Consider the following 24,538-nt stretch of genomic DNA (forward strand, 5'->3'; position numbering starts at 1 on the left):
CGCTCGCCTCAGCGCACCGCGCCGGCACCCGTAGGATCGACGGCATGCAGACCGAGATGATCGTCCCGGCCCGCCGCCCGATGAAGCTGATCCCCGCGGTGCTGCTCGCCGCGTCCGCGTTCTGCCTCTTCGGCGTCATGCAGCCACTCGCCGGCTATCCGCTCCTCGTCGCCGCGCTCGCGACCGCGATCCTCATCGACCGTGAGCTCGCGAAGGACCTGTTCCTCATCGCGATCGGCATCGGGATCGTCTCGACCACGTCCGTGGAAGCGGACGTCTCCTGGCCGAGCTTCTTCCGCATCGGCACCGTCCTCCTGCTGGCGGTCGGCGTCCCCTTCCTCATCGACCGATTCGTCTACCGGCGGAAGGCGATCACCTTCCCCTGGCGCAGCCGCGAGAAGAAGACGAAGGGCGAGATCGCCTATCTCTTCGCCGTCCCGCTGCTCGGCTGGGCGATCCTCCCGTTCTACTTCATCCGCTCCGGCGCCTACGAGAACTGGCCGGTGATCAGCGACGCCGGAGAACTCGGCCGGTTCTTCGTCGGCGTCAATGCGGTCGGCACGTGGGACGAGCTGTTCTTCATCTGCACCTGCTTCGCCCTGCTGCGCCGGCACTTCCCGGTCTGGCAGGCCAACCTGCTGCAGGCCGTCATCTTCGTCTCGTTCCTCTGGGAACTCGGTTACCGCTCATGGGGCCCGCTCCTGACGTTCCCCTTCGCACTCCTCCAGGGGTACCTGTTCTCGAAGACGCGGTCGCTCGGGTACATCCTCGCGGTCCACCTGCTCTTCGACGCGATCGTCTTCCTCGCGATCGTGCACGCGCACCATCGCGACTGGATCCCGATCTTCTGGTACTGAGCGATGTGTCCGCCCGCCAGCGCGGTGCGCTGATGCGAATGTCGGTGTCCCGGGCCCAGCGCGGTGCGCTGACGCGAGCGGCGGCGTTCAGGCTTCAGCGCGGGTCTGGCAGGTGACCGCGGGTCTCCAGAGGGGCGCGCTCACGCCACAGACCCGCGCCCACGCGAGCGCACCGCGCTGGCAGCAACCCGGACGGGAGTCAGGGGGCGGCGGGCTTCGTCGCCGCTCCGTCGAGCCAGAGTTCGGTCGACTCGTCGCGGTGCACCCCGTCGGTGCCGACGTGCTTCTCGCTGATCGTCGGACCGTTCTTGATGACGTGGACGAGCGCCATCCCATGACCCCGGCCGAGCTCGTAGTCCGTCTTCAGCCACTCGAGGATCTCGCCGGCCTTGGTCGACGCGTCGAAGCCGCGGGCGTGCGCCTCATCGACGAGCTCGCGCGGGGTCTTACCGGTCTTCGCCTCGGCGGCATCGAGATAGGCCTGGAACGACATGACGGCTCCTTCGTCGATCGGGTGTCAGCGCCATCGTAGCCAGCGACGGCACCGAGCGACAGGCCCCGCAGCGCGCCATGCGGCCTCCCTCCAGGGTGGGCGGCGGCGACGCCAATAGGGTGAGGGGATGGACCGCCCCAGCAGGACCCCCGCCGGATTCGCCGCGACCGTCGGCATCGACCTCCTCGCCGTCATCGTGTTCGTCCTCATCGGCCGCGCCAGCCACGGCGAAGGCATCCTCGGACTCCTCGTGACGCTGTGGCCGTTCGCCGTCGGGCTCCTCGTCGGACACGTCCTCGCGCTCGTCCTCGGTCAGCGCGAGACCCGCTCCGTCCGCTGGGCCGGCGTCGTCGTCTGGGTGTCGACCGTCGTCGTCGGGATGGTGCTGCGCGCGGTCTCCGGCCAGGGCGTCCAACTCAGCTTCGTCATCGTGACCGTCCTCGTCCTCGCCGCTCTCCTTCTGGGGTGGCGTTTCGTCGCGTGGCTCATCGCCCGCCGACGTCGATGACGCCGCCGACACCGACACCGACGATCACATGAGCGCCGAGCGCTGGGGGCGCTGGTACTTCGCCGTGCAGGCCCTCGCCGGGGCAGCATGGTGGGTGTCGGTGTTGCTCGTCCCACCCGTCCGTGCGGCGACGCTCGGCAGCCTCGACCCCGTCGTCATGGCCGTGCTCGACGTCCCACTCTTCGTCGTCGCCTCGGCGCTCGCCGCATGCGCCATCCGATGGGCGGCGATCCTCGCGACCGGATGGACGCTGCTGGTCACCGTGTCACTGGGGATCTTCGCGGCCGTGACCCAGGAGGCGGGGATCGGCGCCCTGCTGATGGTCGGCGCCGCGGTCGGCTCGGTCACGGCACTCGCGCTCGTCCTCACCGGCGGGATCCCGAGAGCATGGATCGCCATCGGGCCGTTCGCGTTCCGCCCGGCGGACGCGACGGCGTCGACCGGTTCGCAACTCGTGAGGACCGCCGTCGAGATCGTCGCGTTCTGGGGCGTCTTCCTCGCGGTGATCCCCGCCGCCCTGCGGTTCTTCGAGCTGCGGTGGCGGGTCGCGATCGCCCTGCCGCCGGGTGCGGAGCAGTTCGCCGTCATCGCCGGCATCGTCGTCGTGGTGCTCGGGAGCATCGTCGGGCTCTGGTCCGCAGCCGCGATGGCGACGACCGGGGGTGGGACGCCACTGCCCGCCGCGATGCCGAACCGGCTCGTCATCGCCGGACCGTATCGCTTCGTCCGCAATCCGATGGCCGTCGGCAGTATCGTCCAAGGCGTCGGCGTCGGACTCCTGCTGTCGTCCTGGATCGTCGTCGTCTACGCGGTCTTCGGCGCCGTCGTCTGGAACGTCCTGGTCCGGCCGGTCGAAGAGGCCGACCTCGAGGCGCGCTTCGGTGAGCCCTACCGCCGCTATCGCGAGGACCTGCGGTGCTGGGTCCCGAGCGTCCGTCCGGTGGCGGCTCGTTCGTAACTCCTGCTGCCGGTGACGGCCGACCGCGTCGCCCGCCGCCCCGCCCGCCCGGGAGCCCCGGCGGTCGCAGGATGCAGGAGTTGTGAACGCCGAGCGGGTCGGAGCGGAGGCCCGCCTAGCGGCGGGAGCCGGTGAGGGTCGTCGACTCGTCGACCGGCGACGATTCGGGACGCGACTCGGGACGTGACTCCGGACGCGGCTCGGGCGCCTTCGCGCGCGACTTCGGCTTCGGCAGCGGGATCGGCGAGGTGAGCGCGATCTGCTCCGAGAAGTCCTCCGGCGTGACCGGGGAGACGACGCCGTCGTGGGTGAACTGCAGGCGCCAGCGGGAGTCGGGCGCCACCCGCAGGCGGAGGTGATGACGGAACACCCCGTAGGCCAGGCCGGTGGCGCAGGCGGCGAAGCCGGCGAGTGCGCCCAGGCCGAGCGCCCAGCGCGGCCCGAAGGTGTTCGCCACCCACCCGACGATGGGCGCGCCGATCGGGGTGCCACCCATGAGGATCGCCATGTACAGCGCCATCACCCGGCCACGGACGGCCGCCTCGGTGCTCGTCTGCACGAGTCCGTTCGCGGTGGTCAGGAGCGTCACCGTCGAGAAGCCGACGAGGATCAGCACGGCGGCGAACGACCAGTAGCTCGGCATGAACGCGGCCGTGAGGGCAGCGACCCCGAAGAGCCCGGCCGCGCCGACGATCATCCGCATCTGGGCCTGCGCCCGCCGCGCCGCGAGGAGTGCGCCGGTCAGGGAACCGATCGCGAGCACCGAGGAGAGGATGCCGTATTCGCCCGCGCCCTTGCCGAACTCGACGGCCATGGTCGAGGCGAAGATCGGGAAGTTCATGCCGAACGCGCCCATGATGAACACGATCACGAAGACGACCATGAGGTCCGGCCGCCCGCGGACGTAGCGGAAGCCCTCGACGAACTGTCCTCGAGCCCGCGGTGGGCGCGGCGCTCGACGGAGCTTGCCGGTGCGCAGGGCCAACAGGGCGCCGATGACGCCGAGGAAGGTGAAGGCGTTCACGACGAACACCCACCCGGAGCCGATCGCGACGATGAGGAGACCGGCGATGGCGGGGCCGACCATGCGCGCCGCGTTGAAGGACGCCGAGTTGAGCGCGACGGCGTTCGACATGTTGTGCTCGTCGACGAGCTCCGAGACGAAGGTCTGGCGGGCCGGGCCGTCGACGGCGTTGATGACGCCGAGGGCCAACGCGAAGAGGTACATGTGCCACAGCTCGGCGTGACCGAAGATGAGCAGGGCGCCGAGCGCTGCGGCCAGGAGCATGAGGCTCGACTGGGTGAGGATGAGGATCTTCCGCTTGTCGAAGCGGTCGGCGATGAGACCGGTGATCGGCACGAGGACGAGCTGCGGCCCGAACTGCAGGGCCATGGTGGCGCCGACGGCCACGGCGTCGTTGTCGGTGAGGTCGGTCAGCACGACCCAGTTCTGGGTGGTGGCCTGCATCCAGGCGCCGACGTTCGACACAAGGGCGCCGATGAACCAGATGCGGTAGTTGACGCTGGACAGGGAACGGAACATTGCACTCACTGGGTGGCGAGTCTCCTCATGATCTCGGCTGCGCGGGCGAGGGTGTCGCGTTCGTCCGGGGTGAGCGCGCGCAGCTGCTGGGTGATCCACGCGTCGCGTTTCCGGACGGTCTCGGTGACGGTGGTGTGGCCCGCTTCGGTGAGGGCGATGGTGACCTTCCGGCGGTCGGCCGCGTCGGTTTCTCGGGTGACGTACCCGGCCTCTTCGAGGCAGTTGACGGTGCGATTCATGGATGGCGCGGACACGCGGTCGCGTTCGGCCAGTGCCCGCAGGGTTGCGGAGCCCTCTTTGTAGAGCCCTCCGAGGACGGAGAACTGCGGATCACTGAGGTCGTCGACCGACTTCTCCCCGCGCAGTCGTCTCGCGAGCCGGAAGGTGCCCATCCGGAGTTCGGACGCCTGCTCGGCGATCGTCAGTGCCCTGGTTTTCGTCGCTGCTCCGCTTGCCACGATTCATTAGCCTAGCTCATTAGTATTGCTAAGTAAATAGGCGTCGCCCTTCGACAGGCTCAGGGACCGGACCCTTTGGTCCCTGAGCCCGTCGAAGGGCAGAGGCGCGGTCAGAGCCAGCGGCGGGCTCGGAAGATGGCGTAGAGGGTCCCGGAGAGGACGAGCATCGCTCCGATCGCGACCGGGTAGCCGAACTGCCAGTGGAGCTCCGGCATGTCGTCGAAGTTCATGCCGTAGACGGTGCCGATGAGTGTCGGGGCGAAGAGGATCGCCGCCCAGGAGGAGATCCGCTTGATCTCCTCGTTCTGCGCCAGCGCCGTCTCGCTCATCCGACGCGACTCCTCGTTCTGCGCGAGGCTCGCCTCCGAGAGGCGTCGCATCTCCTCGTTCTGCTGCTGCGTCATGAGCGTCGCGTGCACCGTGAGCGCGTTCCGGAGCAGGTGGCGGAATGAGTCGACGCGCTCCGCGATCCGGAGGGTGTGGTCGAGCACGTCGCGGAAGCCGTTGCGCAGCTCCTCGTCGAGACCGTACTTGTCGGCGCCCTGCAGCAGGCCGTGGAGCATGGCCCGCAGGGGCGTGGTCGCGCGCTGGAACGCGATGACCTGGCGCAGCAGCTCGTAGATGCGACGCGAGACGTCCGCAGCGTCGCCGAAGAGCTCGTCCTCGATCTCGTCGATGTCGTTCTCGAGCCCCGCGACGACGGGACCGTAGCCGTCGACGACCTGGTCGAGCACGGCGTGCAGGACGGCGTCGGGGCCGAGCGCGAGGATGTCGGGCCGGGCTTCGAGTCGCCGCCGGACCTGGCCGAGGTCGGGCTTCTCCGCGTGGCGGACCGTGACGACGAACCCGGGTCCGACGAACAGGTGCACCTCGCCGAACTCGACCCGCTCCTCCTCGTCCAGGTAGCGGGCGGGACGCAGGACGACGAACAGCGTGTCGCCGTAACGTTCGAGCTTCGCCCGCTGATGGCCCTTCAGAGCGTCTTCGACGGCGAGCGGATGCAGGTCGAACTCCTGAGCGACGGAGCGGATCTCCGACGGTTCCGGGCGGTACAGACCGATCCAGGCCATGCCCCGCTGTTCGTTGAGGAGCTCGTACGTCGCGTCGAGCGATCGCGGGCTCGCCGAGCGCCGTCCGGTCACGTAGATGCCGTTGTCGATGAGTGCCATGAGGTCTCCGTCCATCGATCGACGGGAACGTGCGGCGGCCGCGCGGGTGCAGGCGATCGCGGTGGATCGCACCCGGGGAGGTGTGAGTGAGGGCGCCTCGGCACCGGCGGTGGCAGCGCCTACCGGGTGAGGGAGGCGAGGCGGTTCGTCGATGCGATGGCGCGGATACTGTCACCAGCCATGGCCGCTCACCTCGCTTCCGTCGAAACCTGCCGGCCCGCCGTTCGGGCCTCGTTCACCGTACGCCTGCCCTCCGGGAACTGCAAACGGACTCGCCACGCCGCCGGGCCGAGGGCCTACGCTGGCGGGATGAGCGAGCAGACCCCGCCACCCGTCGACGACGCGAACCGCCCCGTCGAGCCGCGACCGTATGCGACCGAGACGATCGTCGACGACGACGGCGTCACGGTCTACATCTACCTGTGGGAGGTGCCGAACCCGCGGGCCGTCGTGCACATCGCCCACGGCGCGGGGGAGCACGCCCTCCGGTACGGGCGCCTCGCCGCACGGCTCAACGACGCGGGGTACACGGTCGCCGCCGACGACCACCGCGGCCACGGTCGCACGGGCCTCGAGCACCTCGGCCTCGGCAAGCTCGGCCCGCGGACGACCAGGGGCGCGATCGACTCCGTCGCCGCCGTCGGCCGGTACCTGCGGACCCGCTTCCCCGAGTCGCGGCTCGCGTTGCTCGGTCACAGCTGGGGCTCGCTCATGGCGCAGAAGGTCGTCGCCGAACACGATCTGTACGAGCTCCTCATCCTCTCGGGCACCTCGCTCGCGATGCCCGGCGTCATCAACGCCGGTGACCTCAACAAGCGGTGGCGGAAGACCGGGAAGACCGGTCTCGAGTGGCTCAACCGCGACCCGGCCGCCTGGGCCGCGTTCGCCGCCGACGAGCGCAACTTCGACATCGGCGTCACCCCGGTGTGGAACCCGATCCAGGCGTTCGCCTTCCTCGGCCGCCCGCCGAAGCGCCTGCCGCGCGCGGTTCCGGTGCTCATCCTCGGCGGATCCGACGACTCGCTCGGTGGGGTCCGTGGCCTGACCCTCCTCCGCGACGCCTACGTGAAGCGGTCGAAGTTGACGGACGTGACGCTCGTCATCTACCCCGAGGCGCGGCACGAGATCTTCAACGAGCTGAACCGCGAGGACGTCGAGCGCGACGTCGTGGAGTGGCTCGACAAGCGCACCTGAGTCGCCCGGGCCGGTGAGTGCCCGCCCCGGTCCGTGAGCGCCCGCCCCGGTCCCTGAGCTTGTCGAAGGGCAGCGAACGAGACCACCCTTCGACAAGCTCAGGGGCCGCGGGGTACAGTCGCGGCACCCACACTCGACGCAGAGGAGACCCGGTGACCTCGGACGGACCCACCTACAGCCACCGCAGACGGAACTCGGCGGAGCGCATCGCCCGGTCGCTCGCGGGAGCGAGCACGGTCCCGTACTGGCTCGACAGCCCCCACCGGCCGACGCCGGAGCCCCGACTCGTCGGCCAGGTCACGGCGGATCTGCTGGTCGTCGGTGGCGGCTACTCCGGACTGTGGACGGCGCTCGTCGCCAAGGAGGCCGACCCCTCGCGCGACGTCGTGCTCGTCGAGGGCAAGGAGGTCGGCTGGGCGGCGAGTGGCCGGAACGGCGGCTTCTTCGAGGAGAGCCTCACCCACGGTGTCGACAACGGGGAGCGCCACTTCGCCGACGAACTGCCGGAGCTCGAACGCCTGGCGGACGAGAACTTCGACGAGTTCGTCGCCACGCTCGACCGCCTCGGGATCGACGCCGAGTTCGAGCACACCGGTGTGCTCACGGTCGCGACCGAGCCGCATCAGGTGGACGCGCTGCGCGAGGTGTCGGGGGACGGCGTCTTCCTCGATCGCGAGGCCGTCCAGGCGCTCGTGCACTCGCCGGTGTACCTGGCCGGTCAGCGCGAGTGGAAGAGCACCGCGCTCGTCCACCCGGCGAAGCTCGCCTGGGGCTTGAAGCGCGCGTGCATCGAGCTTGGTGTGCGGGTCTTCGAGCACACCCCGGCGACCCGGCTGCGACGCTCGGGCGACGGCGTCGCGGTGACCACGAAGCAGGGCGGGGTGCAGGCTCGGCAGGTCGCGCTCGCCACCAACGGTTTCCCCTCGCTCCTCAAGCGCACGGAGCTCCTGACGATCCCCGTGTACGACTACGTGCTCATGACCGAGCCGCTCTCCCCGGAGCAGCTCGAGAGCATCGGGTGGGCCGACCGCTTCGGCATCGCCGACTCGAGTCGCGAGTTCCACTACTCCCGCCGGTCCGCCGACGACCGCATCCTCTACGGCGGCTTCGACGCGGTCTACCACCGGGGTGGCAGGATCCGGCCGGAGCACGATCAGCGCCGCGAGACGTTCGAGACCCTCGCCGACCACTTCTTCACGACCTACCCGCAACTCGACGTCCGGTTCACCCACGCGTGGGGCGGCATGATCGACATGTGTTCGCGGCTCTCGGCGTTCCAGGGCACGGCACTCGGCGGGCGCGTCGCCTACAGCGCCGGGTTCACCGGACTCGGGGTCGGCGCGACGCGCTTCGGGGCGAAGGTCATGCTCGATCTCCTGAGTGGCGAGTCGACGGAGCTGACCCGCCTGAAGATGGTCCGGTCCAAGCCGATCCCCATCCCGCCGGAGCCCATCGCGAACCCCGCGATCCAGACCGTCCGCCGCGCGGTCGCCCGTTCCGACGCGAACGAGGGCCGCGACGGCCTGCTCCTGAAGGTCATGGACCGCTTCGGTATCGGCTTCGACTCCTGAGCTGGTTCGACGCTCCTTCCGGGGAATCCGGACGCCGTCCAGGAATAGGCTGGGGGCATGCATGGTGAGTACAAGGTCCCGGGTGGCAAGCTCGTCGTCGTCGATCTCGAGGTGGTCGACGACCGCATCGCGGGCTTCCGCCTCGCCGGCGACTTCTTCCTCGAACCCGACGACGCACTCGCGCTGATCGACCGCGCCGTCACGGGACTCCCCGCCACCACGGACGCCGCAGGCCTCGCCGCCGCCATCCGCGGTGCCCTGCCCGAGGACGCCGTGCTCCTCGGCTTCACGCCCGAGGCCGTCGCGACGGCCATTCGCCGCTCCCTTGCGAAGGCGACGGGTTGGGGCGACTACGACTGGCAGCTCATCCACGAGGGCTCGGTGTCTCCGCAACTCCACCTGGCGCTCGACGAGGTCCTGACGAACGAGGTCGGCGAGGGCCGCCGCGGTCCGACGCTCCGCATCTGGGAGTGGGACCAGTCGGCCGTCGTCATCGGCAGCTTCCAGTCGCTCAAGAACGAGGTCGACCTCGACAACGCCAAGGCGAACGGCTTCGAGGTCGTCCGCCGCGTCTCCGGCGGTGGCGCGATGATGATGCAGCGCGGTGGCATCATCACCTACTCGCTCTACGTCCCGGCCGAGCTCGTGAACGGCATGACCTTCGCCGACTCCTACGCCTACCTCGACGACTGGGTGCTCGTCGCCCTTCGCTCGCTCGGCATCGAGGCGACGTACCAGCCGCTCAACGACATCACGAGCCCGTCGGGCAAGATCGGCGGTGCCGCGCAGAAGCGGCTCGGGAACGGCGCCGTCCTGCACCACGTCACGATGAGCTACGACATGGACGGCGAGCTCATGACGCAGGTGCTCCGTATCGGGCGGGAGAAGCTCAGCGACAAGGGCACCACCTCGGCCGCCAAGCGCGTCGACCCGCTCCGCAGCCAGACCGGGCTCTCGCGGGCCGAGATCATCGATCGCATGAAGGACACCTTCGTCGAGATCACCGGCGCGACCCCGGGCCATGTCACCGATGCCGAGCGCGCCGCCGCCGAGCAGCTCGTCACCGACAAGTTCGCCACCGACGCCTGGCTCACCCGCGTCCCGTAGCCTGCCGCAGCCCGCGAACTGTCACCAGTGGCGGGTGTGGGCCTGCATCACCCACCGTTGGTGACAGCTCGCGGGCTAGGGTGGGGGGACGATGACAGCGCAGAACGAGACACCCGACCCGTCGACCCCCGCCACGCAGGCGTCCCTCGAGCAACGGCTCGCCGACGCGGTGGCCGCCGAGAGCGAGACCCGGGTCGTCGAACGCTGCGTGTCCCTCCTCGCCGGTCGCTACGAGGGCGAGGACTTCCTCCGCGTCGTCGGCGGCCACCACGCCGAGGGCATCCTCGGCGGAGCGCCCGCGCTGTATTGGCCCGAGCTCTGGGGCACCCGCGCCCTGCTGCACGTGTGGGACGACTCGGCCACCGCGCCCGTCGTCGGAGCACTCGGCAACCAGGCCTGGCGCGTCCGGGAGATGGCCGCACGCGTCTGCGCCGAGCGTCGGATCGGCGACGTCGCCGCGATCGCGCCACTGCTGAGCGACGACCACGCCCGCGTGCGCGCAGCCGGAGCCCGGGCGCTCGCCGTCGTCGGTGGTGACGACGCCAAGCCGCTCCTCGAGGCGCTCCTCCGCGACCCCGACCGCGAGGTCCGTCGCGCCGCGCAGCAGTCCGCGAAAGCGCTCGCCGCCCGCCGCTGAGCTCGCGAGGGGTCCCGAACGGTCGGCCCCGGACGCTCGACACCAGCCGTTCGGGACCCGTCTCGGGCCGGACTAGTGGGTGCCGGCCTCGAGCAGGATGATCACGATCCCGAACAGGGCCGTCGCGACGCCGCCGAGGAGACACCACCACCAGCGTGACCCGCGCACCACGAAGGCCGCGCAGCCGAGCACGAAGAGCATCAGCGTGGACACCTGCAACGCCAGGATCACGGCGTGCTCATGGCTGAGCACACCGGCGACGCCGAACACGAGCGGGATCGTCGGGAGGACGGCGGACAGGAGCATCCCGGACGACTCCTGGAACCCGTGCCTGATCGACGCTCCGAGCGTCACCAGCGCCTCGTGCCGGTCGTCACCGTGGTGCGCGAGGGCGGCCGAGTAGACGTGCGCGAGCCAGAACACGATGAGGGTCAGCGCACTCGTGATGAGCACCTGCTCGACGTCGTCCTCCTCGTACACGCTCGACGCGCCGACGAGGCCGGCGTAGACGACGGTGCCGTAGATCGCGCTCGACGAGGTGAGGCGTCGCAACGGTGACGGTTTCGGCTGCATGATCCAGAGGATAGCGGGCGCTGCGGCCCGGCGTCCGGTTCAGTCGCCGACGTTGCGCTCGCCGCGCTCGTAGACCGAGGCGGCGGGCCCCACGATGTTGGTGTCGGGCGTGCCCACGACCTCGTGGTCCTTGTTGTCGTAGTCGAAGCGGTGCAGCACGTGCCGCATCGCCTCGACCCTGGCGCGCTTCTTGTCGTTGCTCTTGACGATCGTCCACGGGGCGTCGGCCGTGTCCGTCGCCTCGAGCATCGCCTCCTTCGCGCGGGTGTAGTCGCCCCACTTGTCGAGGGAGGCCAGGTCCATCGGGGAGAGCTTCCACTGTCGCACCGGGTCGACCTGGCGGATCGCGAAGCGCGTGCGCTGCTCGTCGGCGGAGACGGAGAACCAGAACTTCACGAGGTCGACGCCGTCGCCGACGAGCATCTGTTCGAACAGCGGGGCCTGGCGCATGAACTCGTCGTACTGCGCCGGGGTGCAGAACCCCATCACGCGTTCGACGCCCGCCCGGTTGTACCAGGACCGGTCGAACAGCACGATCTCGCCGGCGGCCGGCAGGTGCTGGACGTAGCGCTGGAAGTACCACTGCGTGGACTCGCGGGTGGTCGGCTTCTCGAGTGCGACGACGCGGGCGCCGCGCGGGTTGAGGTGCTCCGTGAAGCGTTTGATCGTGCCGCCCTTGCCTGCCGCGTCGCGTCCCTCGAACACGACGACCAGTCGACGGTCGTTCGCCTTGATCCAGTTCTGCAGCTTCAGCAGCTCGATCTGGAGCAGTCGCTTGTCGCTCTCGTACTGCTCTCGCGACATGCGCTCGGCGTACGGGTAGCCCTCGCGCCACGTGTCGATGTGGCTGCCGGCGGCGTCGAGCAGGATGGGGTCGTCGTCGTCGACGTCGACCACCTGGTAGCCGTCGACCTGGTCGAGTGCGGGCGGCGGGGCGTAGTGCGAGACGAGCTGCTGCATGGTCGGGACGCTAGTCCCCGCGCGTAACCGCCAGGTGACCGGTGGGTGACGCGCTGGTGGCGGTTCACAACTCAGGACGCGTCCGGCGTGTCAGCGCCGAGGACGGGCCTCCGATCGAGACGCGCCGGAGTGCCCCTGAGTTGTGAACGGTGGCTAGCCGGCTGAGCGGGTGAGGAGGTCCTGACGCTCGGGGTGCGCGTCGAACCACTCGCCCACGTACCAGCACATCGGCACGATGCGCCGCTTGCTGTGCTGCTCGACGTCGTCGACCGCGTAGGCGACGAGTTCGCCCGCGTACCCCTTGCCGCGGAACGGCGGCGTCGTGAAGGTGCGGGGGAACGAGATCGAGTCGCCCGAGATCCGGTAGTCGACGACGCTCACCAGCTGGCCGTCGACGTGCATGGTGTAGCGCTGGGCATCGGTCTCGTTGGTGAACTCCGTGGTCATACGCGGTACAACGCGCGGGGCCGATCGTTCCTTCCCGGGTATGCGGGCTGCTGGCTGCCAGAATAGGCACATGTCCCTCGCCGCAGCAGCCGATGAAGTGCCGCTGCGATGGACCCCGGACGGCCCCGACCTCGTCCTCGAGGGCGACAATCTCGACGTCGTGGCGCAGCTGCCCGACGAGTCGTTCACGCTCATCTATCTCGACCCGCCGTTCAACACCGGCCGCGTGCAGCGTCGCCACTCCTCGACCTCGGTGCGCACCGCTGAGACGGGGGTGAACCGTTTCGCCGGCTTCAAGGGGCAGGCGTACGAGCGCATCCGCGGCGACCTCCGACGTTTCGACGACGCCTTCGACGACTACTGGGGCTTCCTCGAGCCGCGTCTCGTCGAGGCCTGGCGCGTCCTGGCCGCCGACGGCACCCTCTACCTCCACCTCGACTACCGCGAGGCGCACTACGCGAAGGTGCTCCTCGACGCCCTCTTCGGCCGGGAGTGCTTCCTCAACGAGATCATCTGGGCCTACGACTACGGCGCGAAGGCTCAGAGCCGCTGGCCGACGAAGCACGACACGATCCTCGTCTACGTGAAGGACCCGAAGGGGTACCACTTCGACAACGCGACCGTCGATCGCGAGCCCTACATGGCGCCCGGGCTCGTCACCGCGGAGAAGGCGGCGCGCGGCAAGCTGCCCACCGACGTCTGGTGGCACACGATCGTGTCGCCGACCGGTCGCGAGAAGACCGGGTACCCGACCCAGAAGCCGGAGGGAATCCTGCGTCGTATCGTGCAGGCGTCCTCCCGCGAGGGCGACTGGGTGCTCGACTTCTTCGCCGGCAGCGGCACGACGGGGGCGGTCGCGAAGGCGCTCGGCCGTCGGTACGTCCTCGTCGACGAGAACCCGCAGGCGCTCGAGATCATCCGCGCCCGCCTCTCCTAGCCCGCGAACTGTCAGTTCAGCACAGTCGCTGCGCCCGGGACTGTCGTCTGGTGACAGTTCGCGGGCTGGCGGGGAGGGTCAGACGGAGGCGCGCGGGACGAGGCGGGTCGGCATCATCGTGACGCGCTCGACCGGCTCGCCCGCGAGGCGACGGACCAGCACCCTCGCCATCTCGGCGCCGAGGGCGACGGGCGACTGCGCGATCGTCGTGAGCGGCGGTGCGGCGGTCTCGCCGTAGCGGTCGTCGTCGTAGCCCACGACGGCGATGTCGCCGGGGATCGTCAGGCCGGCCTCGCGGATGACGGAGTACGCGCCGGCGGCCATCTGGTCGTTCGCGGCGAAGAGCCCGTCGATGGGTACGCCGCGGGCGAGGAGACGCCGCATCGCGGCAGCGCCGTCGGCCGGGGAGAAGTCGCCCACCTCGACGAGGTCGTGTGGAAGACCCGCGAGCTCGAGCTCCGCACGCCACCCTGCGAGTCGGTCGACCCCACCCGGCATGTCCTGACGGCCCGCGATCGTCGCGATCCGCGTCCGGCCGGCCTCGATGAGGTGGCGGGCCGCGGTCCTCGCGCCCTCGACGTTGTCGACGTCGACGTACGTGCTGTCGACGACGTCGGCACCCATGGGGCGACCGCCGAACACGATCGGGAGCTCCCGGCCGAGTCGGGTGTACGAGTGGTCGCCACTGTGGTGCGACACGACGAGCGCGCCGTCGACGTTGCCGCCGAGCAGGTAGCGACGGGTCTTCTCGGAGTTCGCCTCACTCGCGATGAGGAGGTTGAGCGTGTAGTCGGTCTCCGCCAGTTCGAGCGCGACGCCCTGCACGACCGACGCGAAGAAGGGGTCCGAGAACACCCGGGCGGTCGACTCCGGGACGACGAGCGCGATGACCTGGGTTCGGCGGGAGGCCAGCGACCGGGCGGCGCGGTTCGGGACGTAGTCGAGTGCGGCGATGGCCTCGTTCACGACGGCGACGACCTCGGCCGTGACCTTCGGTGAGCCATTGACGACGCGCGACACGGTCGCGCGGGAGACGCCTGCGCGTGCCGCGACCATCTCGAGCGTGGGGGCCCCTTGACCGGACTGCATCATCGTCCCCTTCCGAGCGGGTGAGCGTGTCGAGTGCAGTGTATCGCCGGGCGTCTGGACGTCCGTGGCCGGTGCCGCTCCTCAGGAGGTGACCGGCGTGTCGCGTCCCCTCGATCGCGACACGCCGGAGTGTTCCTGCGTCAGGGAAGCTCCGCCACGGCGGGCACCACACGCGAGGCGGCGATGCGGCGCGCGTAGGCGAGTCCGCTGTCCTTGATCGTGCGCTCCTGCGTGTCGTAATCGACCCGCACGATGCCGAACCGCTTGTCGTAGCCGTACGCCCATTCGAAGTTGTCGAGCAGCGACCAGACGAAGTAGCCGCGCACGTCGGCACCGTCGGCGATCGCGAGTTCCACCTGGTCGATGTGGTCCTGGATGAAGGCGTCGCGGTCGACGTCGTGGATGCGGCCGTCCTCTGCGACGACGTCGTCGTAGGCCGCACCGTTCTCGGTCACGTACAGCGGCGGCAGCGTCGGGTACTCGCGGCCGAGCCGGACGAGCAGGGTGCGGAGGCCGGCGGGGTGCACCTCCCAGTCCATCGCGGTGCGCGGGAGTCCGCGGCTCGGGAAGGAGATGTCGGGCGAGGCGAGCCAGGGCGAACCGGCCTCGCGCTCGGTCGCGCCCGAGTGGCCGCCGTCGGCGCCGGAGTCGTCGGGGTGACCCGACACGAGGTCGTCGTGGTAGTGGTTGACGCCGAGGAAGTCGATCGGGGCGGAGATGGTCTCGAGGTCGCCGTCGTGGACGAGCGTGTCGAGGCCGAGGCCCTCGAGGTCGTGGGCGACGTCGGCCGGGTACGCACCGAGGACGATCGGTTCGAGGAAGATGCGGTTCATGATCCCGTCGACGCGGCGGGCGGCGTCGACGTCGGCCGGGTCGGTGGGGTCCGCTGGGATCGCATTAGTGAGGTTGAGGGTGATGCCGATCTGCTCGGCACCGAGCTCGCGGAGGCGCGTGGTGGCGAGGCCGTGGGCGAGGTGCTGGTGGTGGATGGCGGCGAGCGCGGCGGCCTCGTCGCGGCGGCCGGGTGCGTGCACGCCGACGGCGTAGCCGAGCAGGGAGGAGCAGAACGGTTCGTTGAAGGTCGTCCAGTGCTGGACGCGGTCGCCGAGCGCCTCGTAGGTGGCCTCGGCGTAGTCGACGAAGCGCAGGGCGGTGTCGCGGTTCGTCCAGCCGCCCTGTTCCTCGAGCGCCTGCGGGAGGTCCCAGTGGTACAGGGTGAGCCAGGGGAGGATGCCGGCGTCGAGGAGTTGGTCGACGAGACGGCTGTAGAAGTCGAGGCCGGCGGGGTTGACGTCGCGGTCGCCCGGCTTGATGCGCGCCCAGCTCGTGGAGAAGCGGTAGGCGTCGAGGCCCAGCTCGGACATGATCGCGATGTCGCCGGCGGTGCGGTGGTAGTGGTCGACGGCGACCTCGAGGTCGTCACCGTTGGCGATCGCGCCGGGCACCCGGGCGAAGGCGTCCCAGATGGAGTCCTCCTTGCCGTCCTCGTGTGCTGCTCCCTCGACCTGGGCGGCCGCGGTGGCGGAACCCCAGAGGAACGGCGGCAGGATCAGGGTCGGACGGGTGGTGGGCTGGGGGGCGTGCGTCATCGAAGCTCCTCGTGGCTGGGTGCACGCCCATGCTATCGCCTGCTGAGAGCGCTCTCATGCTGGTCTCGGGTGTCGGTGGGGTGTGGCGCCAGCGCGGTGCGCTGACGCGAGCGCGGGTCTGCGGCGTGAGCGCGCCCCTCCGGAGGGGCGCGCTCACGCGCTGGGGCCGCGGTGACGCCGATTCGACAGCGGTCACGTCAGCGCACCGCGCTGACACCCGGATGACCCCGTCAGCGCGGTGCGCTGGCGGCGGTTACCCCGCGCTCACGTCAGCGCGGTGCGCTGGCAAACCGACGAACGACGGTCAGCGACGGGCGGAGGGATCGACGACGCGGTTGCTCGCGGTGTCGGGTGACAGCTGCGACCCCGCCAGCTCGGCGGCACGCTGGGCGGCGAGCGACAACTCGTCCTCGGCGTCCTCCGCAGCCTGGGCGTCGGTGCGCTCCTGCAGCGCGGACTTCGCCCGCAGCGGCGGCGCCTTGAGGAACCAGCTCAGCACGAACGCGACGGCGACCACCGCGAAGCTCACCCAGAACACGGTCACGGTCGCATCCGCGAATCCCGTGAGGAACGGCGCGGCCAGGTCGTGGTTCGCACCGACGAGGAACGAGGTGTCGCCGTCGAGCGCGGAACCGGCCGAGCCGCCGGACTGCACCTTGGAGAGCACGTCCAGGATGCCCTTGTTGGCGGGATCGGAGAGCACGGCGGGGTCCTGCGCTGCAGCCTGGGCGTTCGCCAGCAGTGTCGGGTCCTTGAACGCCGCGCCGATCGTGTCGGGGAGTCGCGTGTAAAGCACGGAGAAGATGACGGCCGTGCCCAACGTTCCACCGATCTGGCGGAAGAAGGTCGACGAGCTCGTCGCCACCCCGATGTCGCGTGCCTCGACGGCGTTCTGGCTGGCGATCGTCAGCGTCTGCATCAGCTGGCCGAGTCCGAGGCCGACGAGCAGCATGCCGCCCATCATCCACCAGACCGGCTTGTCCGCCGTCGCGAAGCTGAAGTAGAAGAAGCCGCTCAGGAGCAGGAAGGTGCCGACGATCGGGAACGCCTTGTACTTGCCGGTCCGGGCGATGATCTGGCCGCTCGCGATCGACGAGATCATGAGGCCGAGGATCATCGGCAGCATCAGCAGACCGGACTCGGTCGGCGTCGCGCCCTCGACGAGCTGCAGGAACAGCGGCACCGTCATCATGGCGCCGAACATGCCGAACCCGACGAGCACACCGAGGATCGTGGCGACCCGGAAGGTCGAGTTCTTGAACAGCTTCAACGGGATGAGTGCGTCGTCGCCCATGGCCCGCTCGACGAGGATGAACCCGATGATGCCGGCGACCCCGATGGCGTAGCAGGCGATGGACCCGGCCGAGGCCCAGCCCCAGATGCGGCCCTGCTCGGCGACGAGCAGCAGGGGCACGACGGCGAGGACGACCGTGGCGGCACCCCACCAGTCGATGCGGACGCTGTGGCGCGTGTGCGGGATGTGCAGGAAGCGGAGGACGATCGCGAGCGCGATGACGCCGATCGGCAGGTTGATGAGGAAGACCCAGCGCCAACCGGTGATGAACAGCAGCTCGGGGGCACCGGCGAACAGACCGCCGATCAGTGGGCCGATGACGCTCGAGACGCCGAAGACCGCGAGGAAGTACCCCTGGTACTTGGCGCGCTCGCGCGGGGCGAGCATGTCACCCATGATCGTCAGCGGCAGGGCCATGAGGCCGCCGGCGCCGAGGCCCTGGATTGCACGGAAGATCGCCAGCTCGTACATCGAACCGGACATGCCGGCGAGGAGCGAGCCGATGAGGAAGATCGAGATCGCGATGATGAACAGCGGGCGGCGGCCGAAGATGTCGGACAGCTTGCCGTAGATCGGCGTCGAGACGGTCGAGGTGATCAGGTACGCGGTGGTGACCCACGCCTGGAGGGCCATGCCGTCGAGGTCGTCGGCGATCGTGCGCATCGAGGTGCCGACGATGGTCTGGTCGAGCGCGGAGAGGAACATCCCGGCCATGAGGCCGAAGATGATGAAGAGGATCTGCCGGTGGCTGAGGACGGGGGCGGATCCCGACGGCTCGGTCGAGGCGGGGGAACTGGATGACATGCGGTCTCGTTCGACTCTGGGCGCGCCGGTTTGCAGGCGCACCGACGTTGGGGATTTTGCGTAGTGTGCAAACTTACACCCGGCGCAAGTTCCGCGGCAACCGCTTCGGTCAGGGCGTGGAGGTCGGCGCTGCGTCAAGGTTCGCGTCGAGCGCCGCGAGGTAGTCCAGGGTGGCCGTGAGCGCAACATGGGCGTCGTCGAGGTCGAGGTGGAACTGGTACTCGTGGGGGAGCGCCGGCTCGTGGTCCGCGGCCCAGAAGAGCTTCGTGACGTCGACGCCGGCGTCCTCGAGGGCCCTGCTCATCGGGACCGACTGCAGCCAGGTGAGGGCGTCGCCGTTCCCGCCCGTGATGAAGGTCGGCGGGAAGTCGGCGGTGACGAAGTCGATCGTCGACATGAGCGCACCGGTCGACGTCTCCGACCAGTCCTTGGTGCCCGCGTAGGCCCAGAGGGCGGTCTGCAGGCCCCAGGCGCCGATGCCGTCGAGCTCAGCCATCGAGGGTAGGTCGTAGACCCCGCAGTTGAGGATCGTCCCGACGAGCTGGTCGGCGTCGATACCAGGCGTCATGCCCGACAGCGTCGCGTAGTCGGGGTTGGTCGTGAGGACGGCGAGCTGGCTGGCGAGCTGCGATCCCGCTGAGTCGCCCGCGAGCACCAGGCGGTCCGGGTTCCCGTTCCACTCGGCGGCGTGCTCCGAGATGTACGCGAGGGCGTCGTTGAGTTGGTTCACGGCCGTCGGATAGACGGCCTCGGGAGCGATCGTGTAGTTGACCGCGATCGTCGTGTACCCCTCAGCCGCGAGAATGCGGAGGTAGGGCTCGACGTTGCCCTTCTCGCCGGAGATCCAGGCGCCGCCGTGGATCCAGACGATCGTGGTCAGCGGTTCGGTGCCGTCCGCTGGGGTGAAGACGTCGAGGGTGGTGTCCACCTGTGGTCGGCCGCCGCTCGGTGCCGCGTACGCGATGTCGCGGAACTCCGTGAGCTTCGTGTCGGGGACGTACGGTTCCATCTCGGCGACCGTCGCGGCACCGCCGCGTTCGAACACCGAGCGGATGAGGAGCGCGGACGGCCACGGGGTGATGGCCGCGATGACCGCGACGACGAGGCCGAGACCGACCACGACGGCGGCCGCGGTCAGGAGGCGACGGAACCGCGGGCGCTTCCGGTAGGTCGGCGCGTGGTGTGCTGGCGTCCCTGCGGTCATGGTCGGGCCCCTCGTCCGGTGTGCAAGCCTGTCGACAGTGTGGCAGAGGCGCATGCGCCGTGTCGCGGTTAGGCTCGACGTGTGACCGCAGCCCACCAGCCCTCCCACCGACGCCCGGTTTCGCGGCGCGTCCGACGCAACCGCGTGATCGCGTTGAGCGTCCTGGCCGCCGCGCTCGCGATCCTGCTCGTGGTGCTCGTCGTCAACATCGCCGGCGGCGCCACGCCCACCCCGGCCGCCGCCACGAAGACACCGAGCGCGACCCCGTCCGTCACCCCGACGCCGACCCCCACGCCGACCCCGACGGAGACGGTACCGGTCGCGCCCCCTGCCCCGCCGGCGTTCGACAAAGCCGCCTACTCGATCGACGACCCGCTGAGCCCGTGGGTGGTCGTCAACAAGACCCGACCGCTGAACCCGGTCGACTACACGCCGCCGGACCTCGTGTCCGTCCCTGTCGCCCACACGTGGGACCCGCTGTTGCGTGCCGAGGCCGCCGCCGCGATCGTGCAGCTGTTCGACACCGCCTCCGCCGAGGCCGGCCTGTCGCTCGCTTCGAACAGTGCGTACCGCAGCTACTCGAGCCAGGTGTCGGTGTACGACAGTGAACCCGACGATTCGACGACCGCGCGCCCCGGCTACAGCGAGCACCAGACCGGCTGGACGATGGACATCGGAGCCGAGAGCGGCAACTGCTCGCTCAACACCTGCTTCGGCGACACGGCGGAGGGCCAGTGGCTCGCCGCGAACGCCTACCGCTTCGGGTTCCTCCTGCGGTACCCGGCCGACAAGGTCGACGTCACCGGCTTCTCGTTCGAGCCGTGGCACTACCGCTACATCGGCGTGCCGCTCGCGACCGAGATGCACAACACGGGCGTCACGACGCTCGAGGAGTTCTTCGGGCTCCCGGCGGCTCCCGGGTACCTGAACTAGCCCTTCGACAGGCTCAGGGACCGGGGCGGGGCGGGCTCAGGGACGGGGGTCGGCTCGTCCCTCGACAGGCTCGGATGCAGGCGACGGGCTCGGCGAGCGTGTGTCCGCTCGCCGAGCCCGTCGAGGCGTCGGCTGCCTAGGCGCCGAGGGCGGCGTCGACGATCTGCTTCGCCTCCGCCTGGACGAGCTTGAGGTGCTCCGCACCCTTGAACGACTCGGCGTAGATCTTGTAGACGTCCTCGGTGCCGGACGGACGCGCGGCGAACCACGCGTGCTCGGTCACGACCTTGACGCCGCCGATGGCCGCGTCGTTGCCCGGCGCATGGCTGAGCTTCGCGACGATCGGGTCGCCGGCGAGCTCGGTCGCCGTGATGGCGTCGCCGTCGAGCTTGCCGAGCCGAGTCTTCTGTTCCTTCGAGGCCGCGGCATCGACGCGCTCGTACATGGGGTCGCCGAAGCGCTCGGTCAGTTCGCGGTAGAGCACCGAAGGGGTCTTGCCCGTCACGGCGAGGATCTCGGCGGCGAGCAGACAGAGGAGGATGCCGTCCTTGTCGGTGGTCCACACCGAGCCGTCGAAGCGGAGGAAGCTCGCGCCGGCGCTCTCCTCGCCACCGAAGCCGACCGAGCCGTCGACGAGACCGGGGACGAACCACTTGAAGCCGACCGGGACCTCCCAGAGGCGGCGTCCGAGGGACTCGGCCACGCGGTCGACGACCGACGACGACACGAGGGTCTTGCCCACCGCTGCGTCGTCGCGCCAACCCGGCCGGTTCGCGTAGAGGTAGTCGATCGCGACGGCGAGGTAGTGGTTGGGGTTCATGAGCCCGGCGTCGGGCGTGACGATGCCGTGGCGGTCCGCGTCGGCGTCGTTGCCGGTGAGGAGGTCGAACTCGTCGCGTCGTGCGACGAGCGCCGCCATGGCGGAGGGCGACGACGGGTCCATGCGGATCTTGCCGTCCCAGTCGAGCGTCATGAACGCCCAGGCCGGGTCGACGTGCGGGTTCACGACGGTGAGGTCGATCTCGTAGCGGTCGGCGATCGCCTGCCAGTAGTGGACGCTCGCACCGCCGAGGGGGTCGGCACCGATGCGGATCCCGCTGCGCTTGATGGCGTCGAGGTTGATGATGTGCTTCAGGTCGTCGACGTAGTTGCCGCGGAAGTCGTACGTCTCGACCGCGGACGGTTCCGCCATCTTCACGTCGTGCAGCCCGCCGGCGATGAGCTCGTTGGCGCGGTTCGCGATCCAGGAGGTCGCGTCGGAGTCGGCAGGTCCGCCGTGCGGGGGGTTGTACTTGAAGCCGCCGTCGGCCGGCGGGTTGTGGCTGGGCGTGACGACGATGCCGTCCGCCTGGTCGCCGTTGCCCTCGGCGTTGTACTTGAGGATCGCGTGGCTGAGCGCGGGGGTCGGCACGAAGTCGTCGAACTCGTCGACCAGGACGCGCACGCCGTTGGCGACCAGGACCTCGAGGGCCGTCGTCTGCGCCGGCCCGCTGAGCGCGTGGGTGTCGGAGCCGATGAAGAGCGGCCCGGTGATGCCCTGGCCCGCTCGGTACTCGACGATCGCCTGCGTGGTGGCGGCGATGTGGTCCTGGTTGAACGCGGTGTTCAGCGAGGAGCCGCGGTGGCCGGAGGTGCCGAACACCACCCGCTGCTCGGGGATCGAGACGTCCGGCTTCAGCGTGTAGTACGCGTCGATGAGCGACGGGACGTCGATCAGATCTGCTTCGGTGGCGGGGGTACCTGCGCGATCGTTCATCGCACCAGTCTGGCAGGAACGACCGATGTCAGGAAGGCGCTTGACCCGTGGCGAGTGGCGATTCCCAGCGGAGGTCGGGGAAGCGCGCGAAGTCGCGATCGAGCGTGACGAAGGTGGCCCGGTGTTCGATCGCGAGTGCGGCGTGGGCCGCGTCCGAGACGAGGTTGCCTTGGGCCTCGACCGCTGCACAGAGCGAGGTGAAGATCGTCCAGAACGACGGGCCAGGGCGGACCACCTGAACGCCGGGCTCGTCGCGGAGTCGTTGCATCTGCTCGAGCGCGACGGAGATCGGAGTGGGATCGACGAAGATCCGACGCTGGGTCACGATCCGGATGTACCCCGCGAGCACGGCTTCGCTGACACCCAGGGGTTCGCTCGATCGGACGGCATCTTCCAACCAGGTTGCGAGCGTGCGGTGGTGTTGTGAATCGGGTCGGAACGCGCCGATGAGGACGTTGGTGTCGACCAGCTTCACTCGAAACCGTCCATGATGTCCTCGAGTTGCGCGTTGTTCGTGAGGTCGATTCCTGGGCGGGGTCCTCCTCCGCCGTACGGGACGACCTTGTAGGGCTCCCGCTCGGGCGGTGCCGCCGATGCCGCCAGCTTCGCGCGCAGGGCCTCTTCGATGTAGGCGGTCACGGTCTTCCCCTCCTGCGAGGCGTGCTCGCGGACGGCCTCGTAGAACTCGTCGGCGAGTCGGATGGTCGTTCGCATGAGCCGAGCCTACGAAGGCGTATGTCGGTATGTCAACGACGCTATCGGGTTCCATCGGCGCAGGAGTGAGCCGACGCGGATCTGTGGAGAGGACGCTGGTCCGGGTGCCTGTGGAGGGCCGTCGACTAGCGCGTGGCGAGGAGCGCCGCGGCCGATGCGGAAGCGGAGGCGGTCGTGGAGGCGCCCGTCGTGGATGCGGCCGCCCCGGCGCCCGCGGCGTCCGGCACGGGGCCGCGCTGGTGGGGCGACCCGGGCGTCGTCAGGTCGGCGACCGCGTAGGCCTGACCCGTGACGATGCGCTGGATGGCGTAGAGGCTCTCGGTGGCCGGCCCGAGGTACTTGCCCCGGTCGTCGGCGTTGCTCGACCCGACCGCGTTGTGTCCGTCGACGGCGCCGAGGTGGTCGCCGTCGCCGAGCGTCAGACCGTCGGAGCCGAAGGTGGTCGCGCCCCAGGAGCTCGTCGCAGGATCGGCTCGACCGGACAGGAACTGGCCGAGACCGGCGAGGGTGTCGGCGCTCGCCTGGGAGGCGTACACGCGGCTCGCCGGGACGTGCAGATCGTCGATCCCGATCTCCGTCGGGATACCGGCCGAACCGAGCATGACGAAGTCGTCGACGTGGTAGTCGCCGGACGCCAACGCGAGCGAGGCGGTCGCCGTGCCGTACGAGTGCGCCACGACGCTCAGCTGCGAGGCGACGCCGTGGGCGGAGCGGACGGCGTCGTATCCGGCGAGCACCCCGGCGAGCAGTGGAGCTCCCTCGACCGCCCGGTCGTTCGACGGCACCTCGAGTGCGCTCGGGCTGTGTCCGCCGATCCAGAGGATGACCGCGCTGTCTGCTGCGGCGGTCTGGATGCGCTTCGCCCCGCGCAGGTAGTCGTCGAGTTCGAGTGCGCTGCTGTTCATCCCGGGGACGAACACCGTGACGTAGGTGGCGGTGTCCACGTCTCCGACGGCGACCGCGACCCGCGGGGGTCCGGAGCCGCCCGCCTGCAACGTGATGAGGTACTCCGGCTGGAGTCGGGCGGCGATCGCGTCCGGTGTGTACCGGTCGACGAGCAGCTTGATCGCGTCCAGGCGCGACAGGGTCGTGGCGAGGGCTGCCGAGTCCGCCTGCCCGTCGACCTGGTCGCTGCTCACGGTCAGCGAGCGGTAGCTCGCCTCGGTGTCGGCAAGGAGGCCGGCGAGGCGGGAGACGTTGGCCGTCGCCCGGTCCGTGTAGGCGACGCCCTCGAGGTTGCCGATGACCGCCGGGTAGCCGGTGATGAGCAGTGCGCGGTACCCGGGGGCGAGCTCGGTCCAGAGCTGCGCGACCTGCGATGAGGACATCGTCGTGAGTGCCGTCGCCGCCGCGGCGAGATCCCCGGCGTAGGCGGCGGTGAAGGCGGCCGCCGTCATCGTCGGGACGGAGGAGGCCGCCGGTGCGAAGTCGGTGGCGGAGATCGCGCTCGCGCCGGCGGTCGAGGTCTGCGTCACCGTGACGACGCCGGCCAGGATCGCGGCGATCGCGACGGTCATGACGATCGACTTGACGAGTGTCGCGCGGGCCGCCGAGATCGGCCGGTGCACCCAGGCCGGCAGCGACAACGACGGGAGGCTCCAGGAGGAGCCGAGGCTGAACGCGGCCTCGCTGCCGCTCGCCAGGTTCAGTCGGGGAGTGGACCGCGGGGCGGCGTCGGTGAAGACACTCGTCACGTCACTCCTGTTCCTGTCTCAGCCCGTCGGGTGGAGCCTCGCGCGACAT

Annotated in this window: 24 protein-coding genes; 9 read left to right on the forward strand and 15 right to left on the reverse strand. The window is 69.9% G+C overall.

Translation table 11 applies throughout. From position 1 onward, the window contains the following. Positions 1 to 44 precede the first annotated feature (44 nt). On the forward strand, positions 45 to 857 hold the full coding sequence (locus IFU11_RS12565) for a CPBP family intramembrane glutamic endopeptidase (RefSeq protein ID WP_192019138.1): 813 nt from the start codon (positions 45 to 47) through the stop codon (positions 855 to 857). A gap of 199 nt (positions 858 to 1,056) precedes the next feature. Here the strand turns inward: IFU11_RS12565 and IFU11_RS12570 are convergent, their stop codons facing one another. Next, the gene (locus IFU11_RS12570) at positions 1,057 to 1,350 is read right to left on the reverse strand and encodes a DUF4287 domain-containing protein (protein WP_192019139.1); all 294 of its coding nucleotides are present in this window, start codon (positions 1,348 to 1,350) and stop codon (positions 1,057 to 1,059) included. A 127-nt stretch (positions 1,351 to 1,477) separates the two neighbouring features. Between IFU11_RS12570 and IFU11_RS12575 the strand changes: the two genes are divergently transcribed. Both IFU11_RS12575 and IFU11_RS12580 read left to right on the forward strand, forming a co-directional pair. Continuing rightward, the gene (locus tag IFU11_RS12575) at positions 1,478 to 1,858 is read left to right on the forward strand and encodes a DUF3054 domain-containing protein (protein ID WP_064295756.1); all 381 of its coding nucleotides are present in this window, start codon (positions 1,478 to 1,480) and stop codon (positions 1,856 to 1,858) included. 28 nt (positions 1,859 to 1,886) lie between these two features. Continuing rightward, entirely contained in the window at positions 1,887 to 2,816 is a 930-nt protein-coding gene (locus IFU11_RS12580; RefSeq protein WP_192019140.1) for a methyltransferase family protein, read from the forward strand. Positions 2,817 to 2,931: 115 nt separating this feature from the next. On the opposite strand, the gene IFU11_RS12585 is transcribed toward IFU11_RS12580, so the two are convergent. The 3 genes from IFU11_RS12585 to IFU11_RS12595 all read right to left on the reverse strand — a co-directional run bounded on the left by IFU11_RS12585 (position 2,932) and on the right by IFU11_RS12595 (position 5,986). After that, positions 2,932 to 4,359: an MFS transporter gene (locus tag IFU11_RS12585; protein ID WP_192019141.1), complete on the reverse strand. Its 1,428-nt coding sequence runs from the start codon at positions 4,357 to 4,359 to the stop codon at positions 2,932 to 2,934. Positions 4,360 to 4,364: 5 nt separating this feature from the next. Further along, entirely contained in the window at positions 4,365 to 4,817 is a 453-nt protein-coding gene (locus IFU11_RS12590) for a MarR family winged helix-turn-helix transcriptional regulator (protein ID WP_229939713.1), read from the reverse strand. Positions 4,818 to 4,927: 110 nt separating this feature from the next. Beyond that, positions 4,928 to 5,986, reverse strand: coding sequence for a magnesium and cobalt transport protein CorA (locus IFU11_RS12595; RefSeq protein ID WP_064295772.1), 1,059 nt, complete (start codon positions 5,984 to 5,986; stop codon positions 4,928 to 4,930). Positions 5,987 to 6,295: 309 nt separating this feature from the next. On the opposite strand from IFU11_RS12595, the gene IFU11_RS12600 reads away from it, so the two are divergent. From IFU11_RS12600 to IFU11_RS12615, 4 genes are all read left to right on the forward strand, one after another. Beyond that, positions 6,296 to 7,180, forward strand: a complete 885-nt coding sequence (locus IFU11_RS12600; protein WP_192019142.1) for an alpha/beta hydrolase — start codon at positions 6,296 to 6,298, stop codon at positions 7,178 to 7,180. A gap of 152 nt (positions 7,181 to 7,332) precedes the next feature. Next, entirely contained in the window at positions 7,333 to 8,751 is a 1,419-nt protein-coding gene (locus IFU11_RS12605; protein ID WP_307783529.1) for an NAD(P)/FAD-dependent oxidoreductase, read from the forward strand. A gap of 57 nt (positions 8,752 to 8,808) precedes the next feature. Continuing rightward, positions 8,809 to 9,858: a lipoate--protein ligase family protein gene (locus IFU11_RS12610; protein ID WP_192019143.1), complete on the forward strand. Its 1,050-nt coding sequence runs from the start codon at positions 8,809 to 8,811 to the stop codon at positions 9,856 to 9,858. 91 nt (positions 9,859 to 9,949) lie between these two features. Beyond that, a complete protein-coding gene (locus tag IFU11_RS12615; RefSeq protein WP_137244146.1) occupies positions 9,950 to 10,495 on the forward strand; it encodes a HEAT repeat domain-containing protein in 546 nt (181 codons plus the stop codon). A 72-nt stretch (positions 10,496 to 10,567) separates the two neighbouring features. On the opposite strand, the gene IFU11_RS12620 is transcribed toward IFU11_RS12615, so the two are convergent. The 3 genes from IFU11_RS12620 to IFU11_RS12630 form a co-directional block, all read right to left on the reverse strand. Next, on the reverse strand, positions 10,568 to 11,068 hold the full coding sequence (locus IFU11_RS12620) for a hypothetical protein (RefSeq protein WP_079706439.1): 501 nt from the start codon (positions 11,066 to 11,068) through the stop codon (positions 10,568 to 10,570). A gap of 39 nt (positions 11,069 to 11,107) precedes the next feature. Continuing rightward, the gene (gene ppk2, locus IFU11_RS12625) at positions 11,108 to 12,028 is read right to left on the reverse strand and encodes a polyphosphate kinase 2 (protein ID WP_085513630.1); all 921 of its coding nucleotides are present in this window, start codon (positions 12,026 to 12,028) and stop codon (positions 11,108 to 11,110) included. Between the two features lie 153 nt (positions 12,029 to 12,181). Continuing rightward, positions 12,182 to 12,475: a GNAT family N-acetyltransferase gene (locus tag IFU11_RS12630; RefSeq protein ID WP_192019144.1), complete on the reverse strand. Its 294-nt coding sequence runs from the start codon at positions 12,473 to 12,475 to the stop codon at positions 12,182 to 12,184. A 70-nt stretch (positions 12,476 to 12,545) separates the two neighbouring features. Here IFU11_RS12630 and IFU11_RS12635 point away from each other — a divergent pair, with 70 nt between their 5' ends. After that, on the forward strand, positions 12,546 to 13,412 hold the full coding sequence (locus IFU11_RS12635; RefSeq protein WP_079706442.1) for a DNA-methyltransferase: 867 nt from the start codon (positions 12,546 to 12,548) through the stop codon (positions 13,410 to 13,412). 78 nt (positions 13,413 to 13,490) lie between these two features. On the opposite strand, the gene IFU11_RS12640 is transcribed toward IFU11_RS12635, so the two are convergent. The 4 genes from IFU11_RS12640 to IFU11_RS12655 form a co-directional block, all read right to left on the reverse strand. After that, a complete protein-coding gene (locus IFU11_RS12640) occupies positions 13,491 to 14,504 on the reverse strand; it encodes a LacI family DNA-binding transcriptional regulator (protein WP_192019145.1) in 1,014 nt (337 codons plus the stop codon). Positions 14,505 to 14,641: 137 nt separating this feature from the next. Further along, complete coding sequence (locus IFU11_RS12645; protein ID WP_192019146.1) at positions 14,642 to 16,090, reverse strand: GH1 family beta-glucosidase; 1,449 nt, start codon at positions 16,088 to 16,090, stop codon at positions 14,642 to 14,644. A gap of 304 nt (positions 16,091 to 16,394) precedes the next feature. Then, positions 16,395 to 18,188 carry an MDR family MFS transporter gene (locus IFU11_RS12650; protein ID WP_137244142.1) on the reverse strand — a complete coding sequence of 598 codons (1,794 nt, stop codon included), beginning with the start codon at positions 18,186 to 18,188 and terminating at the stop codon, positions 16,395 to 16,397. Between the two features lie 109 nt (positions 18,189 to 18,297). Further along, positions 18,298 to 19,392 carry an alpha/beta hydrolase gene (locus IFU11_RS12655; RefSeq protein WP_192019147.1) on the reverse strand — a complete coding sequence of 365 codons (1,095 nt, stop codon included), beginning with the start codon at positions 19,390 to 19,392 and terminating at the stop codon, positions 18,298 to 18,300. 81 nt (positions 19,393 to 19,473) lie between these two features. Between IFU11_RS12655 and IFU11_RS12660 the strand changes: the two genes are divergently transcribed. Beyond that, entirely contained in the window at positions 19,474 to 20,325 is an 852-nt protein-coding gene (locus tag IFU11_RS12660) for a M15 family metallopeptidase (protein WP_071260628.1), read from the forward strand. A gap of 136 nt (positions 20,326 to 20,461) precedes the next feature. On the opposite strand, the gene pgm is transcribed toward IFU11_RS12660, so the two are convergent. From pgm to IFU11_RS12680, 4 genes are all read right to left on the reverse strand, one after another. Beyond that, positions 20,462 to 22,081, reverse strand: coding sequence for a phosphoglucomutase (alpha-D-glucose-1,6-bisphosphate-dependent) (gene pgm / locus IFU11_RS12665; RefSeq protein ID WP_192019148.1), 1,620 nt, complete (start codon positions 22,079 to 22,081; stop codon positions 20,462 to 20,464). A gap of 28 nt (positions 22,082 to 22,109) precedes the next feature. After that, the gene (locus IFU11_RS12670; RefSeq protein ID WP_192019149.1) at positions 22,110 to 22,556 is read right to left on the reverse strand and encodes a type II toxin-antitoxin system VapC family toxin; all 447 of its coding nucleotides are present in this window, start codon (positions 22,554 to 22,556) and stop codon (positions 22,110 to 22,112) included. After that, entirely contained in the window at positions 22,553 to 22,795 is a 243-nt protein-coding gene (locus IFU11_RS12675; protein ID WP_192019150.1) for a ribbon-helix-helix protein, CopG family, read from the reverse strand. Before IFU11_RS12675 ends, IFU11_RS12670 begins: the two co-directional genes overlap by 4 nt. Positions 22,796 to 22,920: 125 nt before the next feature. Continuing rightward, positions 22,921 to 24,489 carry an alpha/beta hydrolase gene (locus tag IFU11_RS12680; RefSeq protein ID WP_192019151.1) on the reverse strand — a complete coding sequence of 523 codons (1,569 nt, stop codon included), beginning with the start codon at positions 24,487 to 24,489 and terminating at the stop codon, positions 22,921 to 22,923. Between the last annotated feature and the right edge of the window lie 49 nt (positions 24,490 to 24,538).

This window comes from Plantibacter sp. CFBP 8804 (genome assembly GCF_014841225.1).
GTDB classification, from domain to species: Bacteria; Actinomycetota; Actinomycetes; order Actinomycetales; family Microbacteriaceae; genus Plantibacter; species Plantibacter auratus.

Excerpts from the sequence above, each read along its gene's own strand:
- IFU11_RS12610 (WP_192019143.1), top strand. The coding sequence starts at position 8,809 with ATGCATGGTGAGTACAAGGTCCCGGGTGGCAAGCTCGTCGTCGTCGAT.
- IFU11_RS12565 (WP_192019138.1), top strand. The coding sequence starts at position 45 with ATGCAGACCGAGATGATCGTCCCGGCCCGCCGCCCGATGAAGCTGATC.
- IFU11_RS12650 (WP_137244142.1), bottom strand. The coding sequence starts at position 18,188 with ATGTCATCCAGTTCCCCCGCCTCGACCGAGCCGTCGGGATCCGCCCCC.
- IFU11_RS12595 (WP_064295772.1), bottom strand. The coding sequence starts at position 5,986 with ATGGCACTCATCGACAACGGCATCTACGTGACCGGACGGCGCTCGGCG.
- IFU11_RS12600 (WP_192019142.1), top strand. The coding sequence starts at position 6,296 with ATGAGCGAGCAGACCCCGCCACCCGTCGACGACGCGAACCGCCCCGTC.
- IFU11_RS12635 (WP_079706442.1), top strand. The coding sequence starts at position 12,546 with ATGTCCCTCGCCGCAGCAGCCGATGAAGTGCCGCTGCGATGGACCCCG.
- IFU11_RS12620 (WP_079706439.1), bottom strand. The coding sequence starts at position 11,068 with ATGCAGCCGAAACCGTCACCGTTGCGACGCCTCACCTCGTCGAGCGCG.
- ppk2 (WP_085513630.1), bottom strand. The coding sequence starts at position 12,028 with ATGCAGCAGCTCGTCTCGCACTACGCCCCGCCGCCCGCACTCGACCAG.
- IFU11_RS12580 (WP_192019140.1), top strand. The coding sequence starts at position 1,887 with ATGAGCGCCGAGCGCTGGGGGCGCTGGTACTTCGCCGTGCAGGCCCTC.
- IFU11_RS12575 (WP_064295756.1), top strand. The coding sequence starts at position 1,478 with ATGGACCGCCCCAGCAGGACCCCCGCCGGATTCGCCGCGACCGTCGGC.
- IFU11_RS12655 (WP_192019147.1), bottom strand. The coding sequence starts at position 19,392 with ATGACCGCAGGGACGCCAGCACACCACGCGCCGACCTACCGGAAGCGC.
- IFU11_RS12640 (WP_192019145.1), bottom strand. The coding sequence starts at position 14,504 with ATGATGCAGTCCGGTCAAGGGGCCCCCACGCTCGAGATGGTCGCGGCA.
- IFU11_RS12645 (WP_192019146.1), bottom strand. The coding sequence starts at position 16,090 with ATGACGCACGCCCCCCAGCCCACCACCCGTCCGACCCTGATCCTGCCG.
- IFU11_RS12570 (WP_192019139.1), bottom strand. The coding sequence starts at position 1,350 with ATGTCGTTCCAGGCCTATCTCGATGCCGCCGAGGCGAAGACCGGTAAG.
- IFU11_RS12675 (WP_192019150.1), bottom strand. The coding sequence starts at position 22,795 with ATGCGAACGACCATCCGACTCGCCGACGAGTTCTACGAGGCCGTCCGC.
- IFU11_RS12615 (WP_137244146.1), top strand. The coding sequence starts at position 9,950 with ATGACAGCGCAGAACGAGACACCCGACCCGTCGACCCCCGCCACGCAG.
- pgm (WP_192019148.1), bottom strand. The coding sequence starts at position 22,081 with ATGAACGATCGCGCAGGTACCCCCGCCACCGAAGCAGATCTGATCGAC.
- IFU11_RS12630 (WP_192019144.1), bottom strand. The coding sequence starts at position 12,475 with ATGACCACGGAGTTCACCAACGAGACCGATGCCCAGCGCTACACCATG.
- IFU11_RS12585 (WP_192019141.1), bottom strand. The coding sequence starts at position 4,359 with ATGTTCCGTTCCCTGTCCAGCGTCAACTACCGCATCTGGTTCATCGGC.